This is a genomic window from Nocardioides sp. GCM10027114 (assembly GCF_042659625.1).
In the GTDB taxonomy this organism is placed as follows: Bacteria; Actinomycetota; Actinomycetes; order Propionibacteriales; family Nocardioidaceae; genus Nocardioides.
Genome location: NZ_JBHSSS010000009.1, coordinates 121678 through 138031 on the forward strand (window position 1 = coordinate 121678; position 16354 = coordinate 138031).

The 16354-nt window shown below is 73.0% G+C and carries 17 protein-coding genes and 1 riboswitch; of the genes, 11 read left to right on the forward strand and 6 right to left on the reverse strand.

The features are described from left to right. Positions 1 to 7: 7 nt before the first annotated feature. Positions 8 to 142, reverse strand: a riboswitch (SAM riboswitch). A 76-nt stretch (positions 143 to 218) separates the two neighbouring features. From ACFP2E_RS05410 to ACFP2E_RS05425, 4 genes are read right to left on the reverse strand one after another with little or no spacing between them, the layout of a single operon-like run. Beyond that, on the reverse strand, positions 219 to 1133 hold the full coding sequence (locus tag ACFP2E_RS05410; protein WP_378521580.1) for an aminoglycoside phosphotransferase family protein: 915 nt from the start codon (positions 1131 to 1133) through the stop codon (positions 219 to 221). 31 nt (positions 1134 to 1164) lie between these two features. Next, positions 1165 to 2004 carry a trehalose-phosphatase gene (otsB, locus tag ACFP2E_RS05415; protein ID WP_378521581.1) on the reverse strand — a complete coding sequence of 280 codons (840 nt, stop codon included), beginning with the start codon at positions 2002 to 2004 and terminating at the stop codon, positions 1165 to 1167. A gap of 60 nt (positions 2005 to 2064) precedes the next feature. Further along, positions 2065 to 2568, reverse strand: coding sequence for a LytR C-terminal domain-containing protein (locus tag ACFP2E_RS05420; RefSeq protein WP_378521582.1), 504 nt, complete (start codon positions 2566 to 2568; stop codon positions 2065 to 2067). Positions 2569 to 2577: 9 nt separating this feature from the next. Beyond that, complete coding sequence (locus ACFP2E_RS05425) at positions 2578 to 2901, reverse strand: DUF3263 domain-containing protein (RefSeq protein WP_378521583.1); 324 nt, start codon at positions 2899 to 2901, stop codon at positions 2578 to 2580. Positions 2902 to 3039: 138 nt separating this feature from the next. Here ACFP2E_RS05425 and ACFP2E_RS05430 point away from each other — a divergent pair, with 138 nt between their 5' ends. From ACFP2E_RS05430 to ACFP2E_RS05445, 4 genes are all read left to right on the forward strand, one after another. Continuing rightward, positions 3040 to 4059 carry a Gfo/Idh/MocA family protein gene (locus ACFP2E_RS05430; protein WP_378521584.1) on the forward strand — a complete coding sequence of 340 codons (1020 nt, stop codon included), beginning with the start codon at positions 3040 to 3042 and terminating at the stop codon, positions 4057 to 4059. Between the two features lie 73 nt (positions 4060 to 4132). Further along, positions 4133 to 5566, forward strand: coding sequence for a trehalose-6-phosphate synthase (locus ACFP2E_RS05435; RefSeq protein ID WP_378521585.1), 1434 nt, complete (start codon positions 4133 to 4135; stop codon positions 5564 to 5566). Next, positions 5563 to 6234, forward strand: coding sequence for a M15 family metallopeptidase (locus ACFP2E_RS05440; RefSeq protein ID WP_378521586.1), 672 nt, complete (start codon positions 5563 to 5565; stop codon positions 6232 to 6234). The genes ACFP2E_RS05435 and ACFP2E_RS05440 overlap by 4 nt, the downstream gene beginning before the upstream one ends. Next, positions 6234 to 6644, forward strand: a complete 411-nt coding sequence (locus tag ACFP2E_RS05445) for a GNAT family N-acetyltransferase (RefSeq protein ID WP_378521587.1) — start codon at positions 6234 to 6236, stop codon at positions 6642 to 6644. Before ACFP2E_RS05440 ends, ACFP2E_RS05445 begins: the two co-directional genes overlap by 1 nt. Positions 6645 to 6700: 56 nt before the next feature. Here the strand turns inward: ACFP2E_RS05445 and ACFP2E_RS05450 are convergent, their stop codons facing one another. Then, positions 6701 to 7942: a hypothetical protein gene (locus ACFP2E_RS05450; RefSeq protein WP_378521588.1), complete on the reverse strand. Its 1242-nt coding sequence runs from the start codon at positions 7940 to 7942 to the stop codon at positions 6701 to 6703. Positions 7943 to 8103: 161 nt separating this feature from the next. On the opposite strand from ACFP2E_RS05450, the gene ACFP2E_RS05455 reads away from it, so the two are divergent. From ACFP2E_RS05455 to ACFP2E_RS05485, 7 genes are all read left to right on the forward strand, one after another. Beyond that, the gene (locus tag ACFP2E_RS05455) at positions 8104 to 9417 is read left to right on the forward strand and encodes an alpha/beta fold hydrolase (RefSeq protein WP_378521589.1); all 1314 of its coding nucleotides are present in this window, start codon (positions 8104 to 8106) and stop codon (positions 9415 to 9417) included. A 55-nt stretch (positions 9418 to 9472) separates the two neighbouring features. Beyond that, positions 9473 to 10144: a hypothetical protein gene (locus ACFP2E_RS05460; protein ID WP_378521590.1), complete on the forward strand. Its 672-nt coding sequence runs from the start codon at positions 9473 to 9475 to the stop codon at positions 10142 to 10144. A gap of 119 nt (positions 10145 to 10263) precedes the next feature. Continuing rightward, positions 10264 to 11007, forward strand: a complete 744-nt coding sequence (locus ACFP2E_RS05465) for a D-Ala-D-Ala carboxypeptidase family metallohydrolase (RefSeq protein WP_378521591.1) — start codon at positions 10264 to 10266, stop codon at positions 11005 to 11007. 75 nt (positions 11008 to 11082) lie between these two features. Next, positions 11083 to 12573 (forward strand): flavin monoamine oxidase family protein, encoded by a 1491-nt coding sequence (locus ACFP2E_RS05470; RefSeq protein ID WP_378521592.1) that lies wholly within the window; start codon positions 11083 to 11085, stop codon positions 12571 to 12573. After that, positions 12570 to 13688 (forward strand): hypothetical protein, encoded by a 1119-nt coding sequence (locus tag ACFP2E_RS05475; RefSeq protein ID WP_378521593.1) that lies wholly within the window; start codon positions 12570 to 12572, stop codon positions 13686 to 13688. The genes ACFP2E_RS05470 and ACFP2E_RS05475 overlap by 4 nt, the downstream gene beginning before the upstream one ends. Positions 13689 to 13723: 35 nt before the next feature. After that, entirely contained in the window at positions 13724 to 14416 is a 693-nt protein-coding gene (locus ACFP2E_RS05480; RefSeq protein WP_378521594.1) for a uracil-DNA glycosylase, read from the forward strand. Positions 14417 to 14445: 29 nt separating this feature from the next. Next, positions 14446 to 15225, forward strand: coding sequence for a dioxygenase (locus tag ACFP2E_RS05485; RefSeq protein WP_378521595.1), 780 nt, complete (start codon positions 14446 to 14448; stop codon positions 15223 to 15225). A gap of 103 nt (positions 15226 to 15328) precedes the next feature. Here ACFP2E_RS05485 and ACFP2E_RS05490 read toward each other — a convergent pair whose 3' ends face one another. Then, the gene (locus tag ACFP2E_RS05490) at positions 15329 to 16285 is read right to left on the reverse strand and encodes an aldo/keto reductase (protein WP_378521596.1); all 957 of its coding nucleotides are present in this window, start codon (positions 16283 to 16285) and stop codon (positions 15329 to 15331) included. Positions 16286 to 16354 lie beyond the last annotated feature (69 nt).

The following is a 16354-nucleotide window of genomic DNA, read 5'->3' on the forward strand; positions in this document are numbered from 1 at the left end:
GTCCTCCTTCTCATCTTCCCCGCGACGGACCTCGCCTCGGGCCGGAATTGGCACCGTTTCCACGACTGCCGCTTGCGGCGGGAGGATCGTGGCGGTTGCCGGGACGTCGTCGGGCCGTTCCCTCAGTCCCTCTCGATGAGCTGGTGAGAACTCTACGGTCGCCGTTCCCGCCATCCGTACGCCGGGTCCACATGCTGGTCGACCTGTCCGGCATGCGGTCAGTGGCCGAGGTCCTCCAGCACCGCCCGCGCCATGGCCAGCCGGCTCGCGCACCTCGACTTCATGGTCTCGCCGTAGTACGGGAAGGTGACGACGGCGACCAGCAGCGCCCAGCCGGCGGCGGTCAGCCACGTCGCCTCGTCGACCTCGAGCGCGTCCCGCAGCTCCCGGCGACCCGGGGCATCGAGGACCTCCCAGGCCGCCATCAGGTCGACCGCCGGGTCGCCCACCCCGAGACCCCCGAAGTCGAGGACGGCCGCGAGCCGGCCGTCGCACACCAGGAGGTTCTCGGCCAGCAGGTCGCCGTGGTACCACCGCAGCGACGGGGCCCGACGGGAGCGGGCTGCGTCGAGCGCCAGGTCCCAGCAGGCCGCGACCGCGTCGAGGTCCAGGTCCAGCCACGCCAGCTCCCGGCACTCGACGAGGGTCTCCCGGAGGTCCTCGTCGACCTCGGCGAGCGGTCCGCCGCGGTACCAGCGCAGCGCACCGTCGGCGTGTGCCCCGTCCGGCACCTCGGCACGGCGAAAGGCCTCCAGAACCGCGACCAGGTCGGCCGGCGCGACGTCACCGGGACCACCGGGTGTCTGGCCCTCGACCCACCGGACGACCGACCACCGCTCGGGGTACCCGGCCGCAGGCTCGCCCACGGCGACCACCTCGGGCGTCCCCACCGGCAGCGCCGGTGCCACGTGCGGCAGCCAGCGCGCCTCCTTCTCGATCGACGCGGCGCCGCCGGGCTGCCGGGGCACCCGGACCAGCAGGTCGTCCCCGAGTCGGAAGAGCACGTTCGAGGAGCCCGTCGCCGGCAGCGGCGTCAGCGGCCGGTCCGCCAGCTTCGGCACCGACGCGGCCAGGAGGCGGCGTACGAGGGCGAGGTCGACGGGGATCTCGTCGACATGGAGCGAGGTGGGCACGCGGAGACCCTGTCATGTCGGATCCCGAACCTCAGGCGGAGGCGGCGTCCTTGGCGATCTGGCGCATCAGGTCCAGCACCCCGTCGGGGCCGTGGACGGCGACGTCGGAGAGCGGGAGGAGGGCGCTCTGCTCGTCGGACATGGAACAGACCAGCAGCGTGGGCAGCCCCTGCTCGCGCAGCTCGGCGACCGCCTCGAACGCCTCGACGTCGCCGAGGTCGTCGCCGGCGAAGAGGAAGGCACCGGCGTCGAGCTCCTTGACGAGGGTGCGGACCACCTGGCCCTTGTCCATCCCCGACGCCCGGACCTCGATGACGTGGCGGCCGGGCTCGATCCGCAGGCCGTGCTCGGCGGCGAGCTCGCGCAGCACCGGCAGCAGCCGGTCGTACGCCGCCGCGGCGTCGGGCAGCCGGCGGGTGTGGACCGCGACCGCGAGCCCCTTCTCCTCGATGAACGCGTCGCCGGCGTCGTGGCGACGCAGCACGCCCGGCAGCTTGCCGAGGAAGGTCGACAGGCCGTGCGGGGGGCGCGGCGAGACGATCCGGCGGTTGGTGGAGCTCCACCGCTCGTTGCCGTACTGACCGAACAGGTAGAGCTCCTTGCCGGCCTCGCCGATGGCGTCGCCGACCTCGTCGAGCCCGCCGAGGGCGAGCGCCTGACGGGCGGGCCGGCCGGTGATCACCGCGACCGCGCCGACCACGTCCGCCAGCTCTGCCAGCGCCTGACCCGCGTCGGGGTGGATGTGGGCCTCGGTCGGGTCCTCGACGATCGGCGACAGCGTGCCGTCGAAGTCGAAGCCGCAGACCGCGCGCGACGCGGCCGCGACGAAGGTGGCGTACCGGTGCTCTGCCTCGGGGGAGCGGAACTCCATGGGTTCCACCCAACCACGTCACCGGCGTGGCAGGCCGGGGGGTCTCACCCCCGGGACGGGTCAGCTGGCGGCGTCGGCGGTGAGCACGACCGTGAGCCGGTCGGACTTCATCGGGCCGTCGACCGCCGGCATCACCCGGCGGATGCCGAGGTCGAGCGCGAGCAGCTTGCCCTCGCGCTCGAGCTTCTCGGGGAAGTACACGGTGGAGGCGGGGATGGTGCCGTACCAGTTGTCGGAGCCGACCACGCGCCACCCGATCTCGCCGGCGCGCTGGGCGTAGCGTCCGGCCAGGCCGGTGATGCCGGAGTTGTTGTAGACCTCGACGTAGACGCGGTTGCGCCTCACCGGCGGCTTGGCCGGCTTCTTCTTCTCGATCTTCTCCGGCTTGAACGTGGGCTGCGGGTCGGCGGGCGCCGCCGGCTGGGCCGCGCTGATGATCTCGCGCTCGGTGGGGTCCTGGCCCTGGGTCGCGACGTAGGCGATCCCGGCCATTGCGACGGCGACGATGCTCAGCATCACCACCGGCGACGGGAACACCACGCCACGCTCGTCACGGACCCGCACGGTGGCTCCTCAGAGCTCGAAGCCGAGGCGGCGGGCGGAGCGCTGCCGCTGCCGGGCGGCGCGGAGGCGGCGAAGCCGGCGGACCAGCAGCGGGTCGGCCTCGAGCGCCTCGGGACGGTCGATCAGGGCGTTGAGGACCTGGTAGTAGCGGGTCGACGACATGTCGAACTTCTCGCGGACGGCCGTCTCCTTGGCGCCGGCGTACTTCCACCACTGGCGCTCGAACTCCAGGATGTCGCGGTCGCGGTCGCTCAGCCCGGCCGCGGTCGACTCGTCGGCGTGACCCTCGGTTCCGGTGGCCCCCGTGGCATGACGGGCGTTCGCGGCGTCCATGGCGTCTCCCCTGATGTGTGACCTCGACCCAACTGCCCCCAGTGTAGGGCTACGAACCACACCGATGTGATTCGTTTGCGGCGAGTCGCCGTGACAGGCTTCGCCGCATCCATGTGCGGCCGTCGGAAGGGGACGAGCATGTCATCGCAGGAGGCCACGACCGGGTGGGGGGTCCTCGCCACCGGCCGGATCGCGCGGAGCTTCGCGCGCGACCTGCGGGAGGTGCCCGGCGCCCGGCTCGCCGCGGTCGGCTCGCGCAGCGAGGGATCCGCGCACGACCTCGCCGAGCAGTACGGCGACTCCGGGACGCGGGCGCACGGCTCCTACGAGGCGCTGGTCGCGGACCCGTCGGTCGACGTGGTCTACGTCGCCAGCCCGCACGCCCTGCACCTCGAGCACGCCCGGCTCGCCCTCGAGGCCGGCAAGCACGTGCTCTGCGAGAAGCCGCTCACCCTCAACCTCGCCGAGGCGCGGGAGATGGTCGACCTCGCCGCCGAGCACGACCGCTTCCTGATGGAGGCGATGTGGATGACCTGCCACCCGGTCATCCGTGCCGTCCGCGACGAGCTGCAGGCCGGCCGGTTCGGACGGCCGCGGCAGCTCCACGCCGACCTCGGGTTCGTGGTCAGCCGCCCCGCCGGCGACCGGCTCGTCGAGCCGGACCTCGGAGCCGGCGCGCTGCTCGACATGGGCGTCTACCCGCTCACGCTCGCCGACCTGCTGCTCGGGCCCGCCGAGCAGGCCACCGCGGTCGCCGGACTCAGCGACTCCGGGTTCGACCTCGACGTGGCGATCGCGACCCGCCACGCCGACGGCGCCGTCGCCGCGCTGACCGCCTCGATGACCTCCTGGTCGCCGCGCCACGCGACGCTCGCCACCGACGCCGGCCGCGTCGAGCTGCCCGCCGACTTCCACCACCCGCCGTACGCCGTGTGGGTCCCGCACGGCGGCGAGCCCGTCCGGATCGAGGGCATCGAGCCGCTGCTGGGCGGCGGGCTGGGGAACGAGGCGGCCGAGGTGCAGCGCTGCCTGGCCCTCGGCCTGCGCGACAGCCCGCTCGCGCCGCACGACCGCACGCTGCGGCTGATGGAGACGATGGACGCGCTGCGGCGGCAGGTCGGCGTCGCCTATCCGCAGGAGGCCCCCCGGCAGCCCTGACGACCGCGTGCGCGTCGTCCCACCGGGTACGGACAGGGGACCTCTTTCCCCCGACCTGCATAAGGTGAGACCTGTGACCGACTCCGCCAACCTCGTGATCGTCGCCAACCGGCTTCCGGTCGACCGGGTCACGGCGGCGGACGGCACCACCGAGTGGCGCCGCTCCCCCGGCGGCCTGGTCAGCGCCCTCGACCCGGTCATGCGGGCCAACGACGGCGTCTGGATCGGCTGGCCCGGCGGCACCGACACCGACCTCGAGCCCTTCGAGGACAACGGCCTGTCGCTGGTGCCGATGTCGATGAGCGAGCAGGACCTCGAGGAGTTCTACGAGGGCTTCTCCAACGCCACGCTCTGGCCGATCTACCACGACCTCGTCGCCAAGCCGGAGTTCCACCGCGAGTGGTGGGACACCTACGTCAACGTCAACCGCCGCTTCGCCGAGCGGGCCGCGGAGGTCGCCGGCGACGGCGCGACCGTGTGGGTGCACGACTACCAGCTGCAGCTGGTCCCGCAGATGCTGCGCGAGCTGCGGCCGGACCTGCGCATCGGCTTCTACCTGCACATCCCCTTCCCGCCCAACGAGCTGTTCCAGCAGCTGCCGTGGCGGCGGCAGATCCTCGAGGGGCTGCTCGGCGCCGACCTCATCGGCTTCCAGCTCCCCGGCGGCGCGCAGAACTTCGTCCGGCTGGTCCGGCAGCGGGTCGGCCACAAGACCCACCGCGACCTCGTCTACCTGCCCGACGGGCGGACGGTGAAGGCCGCGGCCTTCCCGATCTCCATCGACGCCGCCGGCTACGAGGAGCTCGCGCGCTCCGACAGCGTCACCCAGCGCGCCAAGGAGATCCGCGAGGCGCTCGGCAGCCCCCGCAAGGTCTTCCTCGGCGTCGACAGGCTCGACTACACCAAGGGCATCCACGCGCGGCTGCGCGCCTTCGCCGAGCTCATCGAGGACGGCCACTTCGACGTCGACGACGCCGTCTTCGTCCAGGTCGCCACCCCGTCGCGGGAGCGGGTCGAGCAGTACCGCATCCTCCGCGACGAGATCGACCGACTGGTCGGCCGCGTCAACGGCGACCTCGGCAAGATCGGCCGCCCGGCGATCTCCTACCTCCACTCCTCCTACCCGCGCGAGGAGATGGCGGCCCTCTACCGCGCCGCCGACATCATGGTCGTCACGCCGTTCCGCGACGGCATGAACCTCGTCGCCAAGGAGTACGTCGCCTGCCGGTTCGAGGAGGACGGCGCCCTGGTCCTCTCGGAGTTCGCCGGCGCCGCCGACGAACTGCGGCAGGCATGGCTGGTCAACCCCTACGACATCAACGGCATGAAGTCGGCACTCCTCGAGGCGTACGGCGCCAGCGAGCGCGAGCTGACCCGCCGGATGCGGGCGATGCGCAAGACGATCATCACCCACGACGTCGCGGCCTGGGCCGACAGCTTCCTCGACGGCCTCGCCGACGTCCGTCCCTCGCACGGCAAGACCGTGCGGCCCGCCAAGCGCTCGTGAGCCGGCTGCCCGACGTCGTCGTGATGAGCGACGCCCGCGTCACCTCGATCCCGGTGCAGCCGATCGACGAGCCGTTGGAGGACGCGTCGAGCAGGCTGCCCTTCGACGGCCGCGAGGACGACGGCACGGGTGCCGCCCGGTGGCTGCGTCGCGAGGTGGCCGACCGGCTGGCCGACGCCGCGGCAGCCCTGCCGGCCGACCTGCGGCTCGTCCTCAACGAGGGCTACCGGCCCCCGCGCCTGCAGCGGCTCTACTTCGAGCGGTACGCCGCCCGCCTGCGCGCCGAGCTCCCCGCCCTGCCGGACGAGGAGATCCGGGGACTGGCCAGCCGCTTCGTGTCCCCGCCCGACGTCGCCCCGCACAGCGCCGGCGCGGCCGCCGACGTGCTGCTGACCACCCCCGAGGGCGTGGAGCTCGACATGGGCTGCCCCATCGACGCCTCCCCCGAGGCCAGCGGCGGGCGCTGCTACACCTGGCACCCCGACGTGACCGGCGAGGCCCTGCTGCTGCGCCGCGAGCTGGCCCGGGCCATGACCGCGGCGGGGCTGGTCAACTACCCCACCGAGTGGTGGCACTGGTCCTACGGCGACCGCTACTGGGCGCTGGTGACCGGGCAGCCCGCCGCCCGCTACGGACCGGCCGAGCTCGAGGCGGCAGGACCCGCCTGATGGAGCTCTCCACCGATCCGGCGCGCCTCGACGTGGACCGGATCCACCACTGGCTGTCGACCGACGCCTACTGGTCGCTGGGCCGCTCCCGCGATGTGGTCGAGCGCGCGATCGCCGGCTCGCTCAACGTCGGCGCCTACGTCGACGGCGAGCAGGTCGGCTACGCCCGGGTGGTCACCGACCGGGCGACGTTCGCGTGGCTGTGCGACGTGTACGTCGCCCCCGACCACCGCGGGTCGGGCGTCGGCACCGCGCTGCTGGAGAGGGTGGCTGCCGAGCTCGAGGGGCTGCAGCTGAAGCGGGTGCTGCTCGCGACCGCGGACGCGCACGACCTGTACCGGCGGTTCGGGTTCGAGCCGCTCGCGCACCCGGAGCGGTTCATGGCGACCGGGCACCCCGACGCCCGCTGACCCGCCCGGAGCTGAGCGCTGACCCGCCCGAAAGACTCGGGCGGGTCAGCGTCGGGTCAGCTCAGGGTCATCCGCGGCTCGCCGTTGACGAGGCCGGTGCCGGCGATGGTGCAGCTGCCGCCACGCGGCGTACCGCCGTTGTACGCCTGGCGCACGCAGGACCGGGTGGCCAGCTGCGCCCAGTAGTTCGGGTGCAGCGACTCCTGGATGTAGTACGGGCTGTTGGCACAGCAGGTCGAGACCGTGCGGATCTGGTTGATCCACTCGGTCTTGTCGACCGCGGTCGGCTGGGTCCAGGACGTGAGCCCCTTCTCCTCGTAGAGGCCGACGGTCGTCTCGCACAGCCGGCGGCCGTTGAACGCGCTCGCCAGGTTCAGCGTCTTGCTGTTGGTGATGCCGGCCTGCGAGATCGCGGCGGTGACCGTGTTGTTGATGGTCGGCAGTGCGGTGGCGTTGGCCCAGTCGGCGTCGGCGTTCCAGAAGCCGCAGCCGCCGGTGCTCTGCCGGGTGTAGCCGCTCTGCGAGTACCGGAAGCCCGACCCGTTCGGGATCGGGGACGGGTAGGTCTGCACCAGCATCGTCCAGGACGAGTCGGCGTAGCCGGCGTTGCGCATCGCGGTGCGCACGTTGGTCAGCGCCGTCGCGATCTTGGCGCGCACCGCGGTCACGTTGGAGGTGGTGAAGTTGGACGTCACCGAGCTGTCGTCGTTGCAGTAGTCGGGCCACCACGAGGGGGAGGACAGGAAGTTGCTGACGCAGGTCTGGACGATGTCGCCGAAGTTGAAGTCGTTGCCGCCGATCGAGACGACGACCATCTTGACGTTGTTGGCGGCTGCGAAGTCCTGCAGCATCCGGGCCTGGCCCTTCTGCCCGGCGTTGTCGTAGAAGTCCAGGCCCGGCTTGAACCGGCCGTTCGAGTCGGTGTAGGTGCCCGTCCTGGCGCCCGAACAGGCCAGGTTGAGCCCGTTGACGCCGCCGCCGATGAACGCCTCGGCGGACTTGCTGCGGTGGCAGCGCGCGATGGCCTCGCCGGTGCCGGTGGCGTTGTCGTGGTACGCCGAGGGGCCGAGCGCGTCGGCGTACGACGAGGACGCGTTGGAGCTGCCCGCCCAGCGACCGGCCTCCCCGGAGATGTAGGAGTCGCCGACGGTGACGACCCACGGGGTGCCGACCCCGGGACCGTCCGCGGTGGCGGGCGGCGCCGCCACGAGGGCGATCGTCGCGGACAGGAACAGCGTGACGAGGATGGCGAGCGCGGCACGGCGGCGTGGCCGACCGGCTCCCGAGAGACGAGGCACCAAGGGCTCCTTCGAGTGGTTGTTCCCTCCCCGGCCGACCGGCCAGCGCGAACCTAGTGGTGACCGGGGTCACAGCGGAAGGGGTTACGGCCTGCGGGGTGTGGGATGCCCGACGCGTCCAGACCACCGCGCCGCAGGCGACGGTCGGGTAACTTGCGAGCATGGATCTGATCCCGAAGCCCGATCAGGTCGTCTCGGCTGCCGGCAACGTGGCCCACAAGATGCTCTACGGCGGTCTGGCCGATCTCCGTCCGATGCCGCGCACCCTCATCGACGACGGCCACCTGCGCGAGCTCTACCACTACCGACCCGCCAAGAAGGTCGTGGAGCAGGGCGACCCGGTGCTGCTGGTGACGCCGCTTGCCGCGCCGTCGCTCTGCTACGACCTGCGCCGCGGCTGCTCGCTGGTCGAACACTTCATCGCGCAGGGCCGTCCGACCTACCTCGTGGAGTACGGCCGAGTGTCCTTCAAGGACCGGGCGCTCGGGATGGAGCACTGGGTCGACGAGGTGGTGCCGGCCGCGATCGAGGAGGCCTCCCGGCACGCCGGCGGCCGGCCCGTCCACGTGGTCGGCTGGAGCCTCGGCGGCATCTTCACGCTGCTCACGGCCGCCGACCGGCCCGACCTGCCGATCGCGTCGCTGACCGCGGTGGGCACGCCGGCCGACATCAAGCAGGTGCCGCTGGTCGCGCCGATCCGGCCGCTGCTGCACCTCACCGACGGACGCGGCGCGATCACCCGGGCCTACCAGGCGATGGGCGGTGCGCCCCGACCGCTGGTGAAGTGGGCGTTCCAGCTGTCGTCGTTCCAGAAGCTCGTGACGAAGCCGCTGGCGATCGCGGCCAACCTCGACGACCACGACTTCCTCGCCCAGCTCGAGGCGGTCGACCGGTTCACCGACAACATGATCGCCTACCCCGGCCGCACGTTCGGGCAGCTCTACCACCGGTTCGTGAAGGGCAACATGCTCGTCACCGGCGAGGTGGAGTTCGGGGACCGCACCATCTCCCTCGGCTCGATCAAGCAGCCGGTGCTGGTGTTCGGCGGCGCCAACGACGGCATCGCCCCCAGCCCCGCCGTCCAGGCGATGGTGCCGCTGCTGAGCGGCTCGGCGGAGGCACGGTTCGAGGTCGTTCCCGGCGGCCACCTCGGGATGCTGACCGGCCGGGCGGCGCGCCACACGACCTGGCGGATCATGGACGAGTGGATCGACCAGTGGTCGACCCCGGTCGAGACCCCCGGCTCCGACGACGACTCCGGCACCCCGCGGCACGCCGCGTCCGCGCCGTCCGCCGCCGCGCCGCCGCCGAAGGCAGCGCGCAAGAAGGCCGCCGCGAAGTCGACCAAGCAGGCCGGGAAGGAGACGGCGAAGAAGACCCCGCGCAAGAAGCCGACGAAGTCCAGCGCCGACGCGATCGGTGCCAACCCGTCGCGCCGCTACGGCTCGGAGTCCTCCCGCTCGCTGGCACGCTGACGCTCACTCCCGCGGGGCGCGAGGAGCCCGGCGCGGAACGTCGTACCGTTGCGGCATGGACGGGGGACGCGTCGAGGGACGGATGCAGCGACGGGGCGCGGCCACGGCGGCGGTGCTCGTCGTCGTGCTCGTCGTCGTGCTCGTCGTGGGGCTTGCTGTCGGGCTTCCGATCTGGCTCCGGGACGGCGACGACGGGCCGGGAGCCGACCGGCCCCCGCCCAGCACGCTCGACGGCGGCGAGTGCACCGGGACCGTGCGCGCGGCCGAGGTCGACGGGGACCTGACGGTGCCGCCGGGCGAACGGTGCCGCCTGCTCGGGGTCGCAGTGCTCGGCCACACCTCCGTCGGCGCCGGCGCCACCCTGTACGCCCGGTCCTCCTGGTTCGGGGAGGGCCTCACCGCTCGCGGCCACCGGAGGGTGGCGATCGTGGACGGTCCGGTCCCGGGCCGCAGCGACTGGTGGCGGGCCGACTACCCGCTGAACGAGGTCGAGGCCGTCATCGAGGGCGGCCGGGACGTCCTCCTGCTCGAGGGCGGCTACACGGACTACCTGATCCGTCGCAACACGGGTCGGGTCGAGATCCGCGACATCTACTTCGACCTCGGCAGCGCCGACTGCCGGGGCAACACCCGCGAGCCGCTCGTCCGGGGCATCTCCGCCGAGACCCCGGGCGTGCTGAAGGGCCAGTGCGCCGGGCTGAAGAACTTCGGCCCGAGCGACTTCTGAGCCGGAGACCTCCGATCCCGGGCATGACCCGGTCCCAGGGGTTCCCCGGGCACGCGTTCGGTGGCAGGTTCTGGGTGCGGCCGCGCTCGCGTCCGCACCGTCTCGGGAAAGGACCCTCCATGTCGCGACTGCGCGCTGCCCTCGTGGCGCTGCTGGTCACCCTGACCAGCCTCGTGGCCCTCACCTCGGCGCCGTCCCCGGCGTACGCCGACGAGTGCTACACGTGGAACCGCACCCTCTCCAGCGGGGCCAGCGGCTCCGACGTCGCCGAGCTCCAGGTCCGGGTGGCCGGCTGGGCCGGCTACGGCGTGGTGATGTCGATCGACGGCTCCTACGGCTCGCAGACCGCCACCGCGGTCCGCAACTTCCAGTCGGCGTACGGCCTGTCCGCCGACGGCGTGGCCGGTCCGCAGACCTACGCGAAGATCTACGAGCTCCAGGACGCCGACTGCTCGCCGGCGCACTTCAGCTGGGCCGAGGTCGACGGCGGCTGCGGCCAGGGCGGCTACAGCGGGGGCTCGGTCTCGGCTGCGACCGTGCAGCAGAACCTGCTGCGCGCGATGTGGCGCGCGGAGGCGTTGCGGCACCGGATGGGTGACAAGCCGCTGGTGGTGACGTCCGGGTTCCGCTCGAAGTCGTGCGACGCCTCGGTCGGCGGGTCCGGGTCGGGCCAGCACACCTACGGCACCGCGCTGGACCTGGTCGGGGTCAGCGGCAGCCCGACGCTGTGCAGCATCGCGCAGAACGCCCGCTACGCCGGCTTCGGCGGCATCTTCGGCCCGGGCTACCCGAACCACGACGACCACGTGCACGTCGACGTCCGCAGCAGCATCTCCTGGAGTGCCCCGACCTGCGGGATCTGATTCTCCGCGGGTCGTGACCCCGGGGCGGACGCGCCGTTGAACATCTGTCAACAACGTCTGCCCCGGGGAGCCGCCATGACCGACCTGCACCTGTCCCGCCGCACGCTGCTGGGCGGTGCCGGGCTGGCGCTCGGCGCCGGGTCGGTGGGCCTGCTCGCCGACGAGGTCGCCGCCGCGACACGACAGGGCTCGCTGCCGCGCGCGGTCGACGTCGTCGTGGTCGGCGCCGGGCTCTCCGGGCTCGTCGCGGCCCGCGACGTGGCGCGGCGCGGCCGGTCGGTGCTGGTCGTCGAGGCACGGCGCCGCGTCGGCGGCCGGATCCTCAACCACCACCTGCGCAGCGGCGGTGTCGTCGAGGCCGGGGCCGCCTTCGTCGGCCCGACCCAGGGCCGGATCCTGCGGCTGGCCCGCGAGGTCGGGGTCCCGACGTTCGACGAGCACGTCGAGGGCAGCAGCGTCTACATCTCCTCGACCACCGGGCGGCAGGAGTACCAGGGCACCGTCCCGCCGGACCCGTCGATCCTCCTCGACGCGGCCCGGCTGCTCACCGAGATCGACAAGTACGCGAGCGAGATCGCCGTCCACGCCCCCTGGTCCCACCCGCGGGCCGCGGAGTGGGATGCGATCACGTTTGGGGAGTGGATCCGCGACAACGCGGTCAACCCCGACGGCGTGGAGAACCTCATCCGCTCCTGGACCCACCCCGGCTTCGGCGCCGATCCCGCGCAGCTGTCGTTCCTCTACGTGCTGTGGTTCGTGGCCTGCTCGGGCGACGAGCGGAACACCGGCACCTTCGCCCGGAACTCCGAGACGCAGAACGGCGCCCAGGAGCGCCGCTTCGTCGGCGGCTCGCAGCTGATCCCGCTGCGGCTCGCGCGCCGGCTCGGGGACGCGGTCGCGCTGGCGGCACCGGTCCGGCGCATAGTGCAGCGGGGCGACCACGCGATCGTGCACACCGACCGCGGCCGGGTCCGCGCCCGGCGCGTGGTGGTCGCGTGCCCGCCGCCGCTGGTGCTCGACATCGACTGGCAGCCGCAGCTGCCGCGGCGACGCGCCGAGCTGCTCCGGCACCTCGAGATGGGCCAGCTGATGAAGTGCGACGCCGTCTACGACAAGCCGTTCTGGCGCGAGGCCGGGCTCAACGGCTTCGGACTCAACGACTCCGGCGCGGTGCGGGTCGCCTTCGACAACTGCCCGAAGGACGGCGACCCCGGCGTGCTGCTGGCCTTCGTCGGTGGCTCGACCTGGCGGACGTACGGCGTGCAGTCGCGCGCCGAGCGGAAGCAGGCCGTGCTCGAGGGGTTCGCGGCGATGTTCGGCGAGCAGGCGCTGCGCCCGGTCGAGTACACCGAGCAGGACTGGACCCGGGAGCAGTGGACCGGCGGCGGCCCGATCGCCAACTACTCCCCCGGGACGATGGTGCGGTTCGGCCGGGCGATCCGGCGTCCGCACGGGCTCGTGCACTGGGCCGGGACCGAGACCTCGACCTACTGGAACGGCTACATGGACGGCGCGGTCCGGGCCGGCGAGCGCGCCGCCGTCGAGGTGCTGGAGGTGCTCCGATGAGCCGCCCCGCCCGCCTGACCACCCGCGTCGTCGCCGCGGCGGCGACGCTCGCCGTGTCCGCGACGCTGCTGCCCGGTCCCGCGGCGCGCGCCGGGGCGGAGCGCCCGCGCTGGGACACCCGCGTCTTCGCCAAGGTGCCCGAGCCGGGCTTCCCGGCGTACGTCCACAAGCACAGCAACGGCCGGGTGTACGCCGGCACCTACACCGACCCGCAGGGCGACCGGCAGCGGTCGCGGGTCTTCGAGTGGACCGGCGGCGGCACCCTGCTGCGCTCGTGGACCGTGCCCGGGCAGGACCTCGACTCCGACCGCGGCGTGCAGGTGGCGAACCAGGACGCTCGGGGCCGGCTGGTGCTGCTGGAGAAGTCGCGGTCCCGGGTGATGACGCTCGACACCCGCACCGGCCGCTTCCGCACCTGGGCGACGCTGCCGGACCTGCCGACCTGCTCGTCCGGCGAGCAGCCCTGCTCGCCGAACGTCGCCGACAACCCGGCGATCCCCAACTACGCCACCTGGGGCCCGGGCGGGGCACTGTTCGTCAGCGACTACGGGCAGGCGGTCATCTGGAAGATCTCCCGCCGGACGCAGCGGCCGCGGCTCTGGTTCGCCTCGCCGCGGCTGGACGGATCGGAGTTCGGGACGACCGGCATCGTGTTCCGGCCGGGGCGCTCCGACCTGCTCATCTCCCAGATGTCCTCGACGACCGACGGGTCGGCGCCGACCAACGGCAAGCTCTTCCGGCTCGCTGTCCGCACGAACGGCCGGCCAGGGAAGCTGTCGACGCTCTGGGAGTCGCTGCCCGGCGAGCTGCCGGACGGCTTCGGGATCGCGCGGTCGGGCCGGATCTACCTCGCCACCGTCGGCACCACCCAGCAGATCGTGGTGCTGACGAGGAATGGCCGCGAGCTCGAGCGGTTCCCCGAGGAGCCGGGCGCCGGCGACAACGGCTCGTCGATCCCCTTCGACACGCCCTCCAACGCCACGTTCCACGGCACCCGGGTGCTGGTCGCCAACCAGGCCTTCACCGGGAACTCCGAGCACCACGCGATCCTCGACGTCGAGGTGGGCGAGCGCGGCCGGCGGTCGCACCTCCCCCGCCGGGCGTTCTGGCGCTGAACCGCCGCCGGTGAGCGCCCGGTAGCCTCCGCGGCATGAGCGCGCTGGCCGGACTCGTCGCCAAGGGCCTCGTGGCCCCGGACTGGGCGGAGGCGCTGGCCCCGGTCGACGACCGGATCGCGGCGATGGGGCGCTTCCTGCGCGACGAGCTGGCGGCCGGTCGGCAGTACCTGCCTGCCGGCGACCAGGTGCTGCGGGCGTTCCGGCGCCCGCTCGCCGACGTCCGGGTGCTCGTGGTCGGCCAGGACCCCTACCCCACGCCGGGGCACCCGATCGGGCTCAGCTTCGCCGTCGACGCCCACGTGCGGCCGATCCCGCGCAGCCTCGCGAACATCTACGCCGAGCTCCGCACCGACGTCGGCGTGGAGCCGCCGCCCCACGGCGACCTGACCGCCTGGGCAGACCAGGGCGTGATGCTGCTCAACCGGGTGCTGACCGTCAGGCCCGGCGAGGCGGCGTCCCACCGCGGCCGCGGCTGGGAGGCCGTCACCGAGTGCGCGATCCAGGCGCTGGTACGCCGCGGCGGGCCGCTCGCCGCGATCCTCTGGGGCCGCGACGCGCAGTCGCTCAAGCCGATGCTGGCGCCGGTGCCGTGGGTCGAGTCGCCGCACCCGTCGCCACTGTCGGCGAGCCGGGGCTTCTTCGGGTCGCGGCCGTTCTCGCGGGTCAACCGGCTGCTGGAGGAGCAGGGCGGGACGGCGGTGGACTGGCGACTCCCCGTGGAATAAAGTTGAATCCTAAACCAGTTGGGGTGGTCATGGATTCCGCTACACCGATGCCGGCGCTCTACCTCGGTCACGGCGCTCCCCCGCTGCTCGACGACCCCGTCTGGTCGAGCGAGCTGGCCGCGCTGGCCGCGGACCTGCCACGTCCGAGCGCGATCCTGATCGTCAGCGCCCACTGGGAGTCGGCGCCGGTCAGCCTGACCGCGAGCGGCGTACCGCTCGTCTACGACTTCGGCGGCTTCGACCCGAAGTACTACCGGATGACCTACGAGACGCCGGACGCCTCGGCACTCGCCGCACGGATCGCGGCACTGATGCCGGACACCGAGCCGGTCCACCAGCACACCTCGCGCGGCCTCGACCACGGAGCGTGGGTGCCGCTGAGGATCATGTACCCCGCCGGCGACGTGCCGGTGCTGCAGATGTCGCTGCCGACCCAGGACCCGGTCCGGCTGATGCGGCTCGGCGAGCGGCTGCGCCCGCTGCGCGACGAGGGCGTGCTGATCATCGGCTCCGGCTTCCTCACCCACGGCCTGCCGTTCCTGACGTCGTGGCGGCTGGACGCCGAGCCGCCCGGCTGGTCGGTCGACTTCGACGCCTGGGCCGGCGACGCGCTGGCGCGCGGCGACGTCGACGCGCTGGCCGACTTCCGAGGCCAGGCGCCCGGTATGCCCTACGCCCACCCGACCGTCGAGCACTACACCCCGCTGTTCGTGACGCTCGGCGCCGCGACCGACCCCGAGCAACCCGGCCGGCAGGTCATCGACGGGTTCTGGCTCGGCCTCTCCAAGCGCTCGCTCCTGGTGGCCTGATCGCCCCAGCCGTCACACCGCTCGGCCACTCGCTGCGCTTCTCGGCCACTCCGATGGCCCAGAAGCGGGGCGATCCCCGGATATCCGGGGATCGCGACGGCCCCTAGCCCGTCACCCGGTCGAGCTCGGCGAGGTCCTCGGCGTCGGGACACCACGCCAGCGCGGCCGCGTTGCGGAGCACCTGGTCGGCCGAGGTGGCGCCGGCGATGACGGAGGCGACGGTCGGCTGGGCGGCCAGGCCGGCGATGGCCACGTCGAGCAGGTCGAGGCCGCGGACCTTGGCGTACTCCTCGAGCGCGGCGATCCGGTCCCAGTCCGCCTCGGCGAGCCAGTGCGCCCGGCGCGGGTCGTGGGCGGCGCGGGAGCCCTCCGGAGGGGCGTGGCCACGGCGGTACTTCCCGGTGAGCAGGCCGTACTCCAGCGGGAAGTACGGCAGCAGCCCGAGCCCGAGCCGCTCGCAGGCGGGCACCATCTCGACCTCGACGTCGCGGTGCAGCAGCGAGTAGCGGCTCTGCACCGACACGAACCGCTCGAGGCCGCGGCTGCGGGCGGTCCAGTCGGCGTCGACGACCTCCCAGGCCGCGAGGTTCGAGCAGCCGACGTAGCGGACCTTGCCCTGCTGCACCAGCTCGCTCAGCGCCGAGAGCGTCTCCTCGATCGGCGTGACCGCGTCGGGGGTGTGCAGCTGGTAGAGGTCGATGTGGTCGGTCCGGAGGCGCCGCAGGCTGGCCTCGACCGCGCGGCGCACGTACGCCCGCGACGCCCGCACCCCGTGGTCGTTGCCGTACTGGCCGCGCATGTCCATGCCGAACTTGGTGGCGACCACGAACTCGTCGCGCTGCCCCTGCAGCGCCTCCCCGAGCAGCGACTCGCTGCCGCCGGCGGGGTTGCCGTACACATCGGCGGTGTCGAGGAAGGTCACGCCGACCTCGCGCGCCGCGGCGAGGATGTCGCGCACCTCCTCCAGGCCGACCCGCCTGCTGAACGCGTTGCACCCGACCCCGACGACGCTGACCATCAGCCCCGAGCGGCCGAGCGAGCGGTAGCGCATCTCCGTCATGCGGCCTCCCGTCCCCGACGCTACGTCGTGCGCCCGGGGTTTGCCAGTGCCGTGCAGCGCTCGCGATGA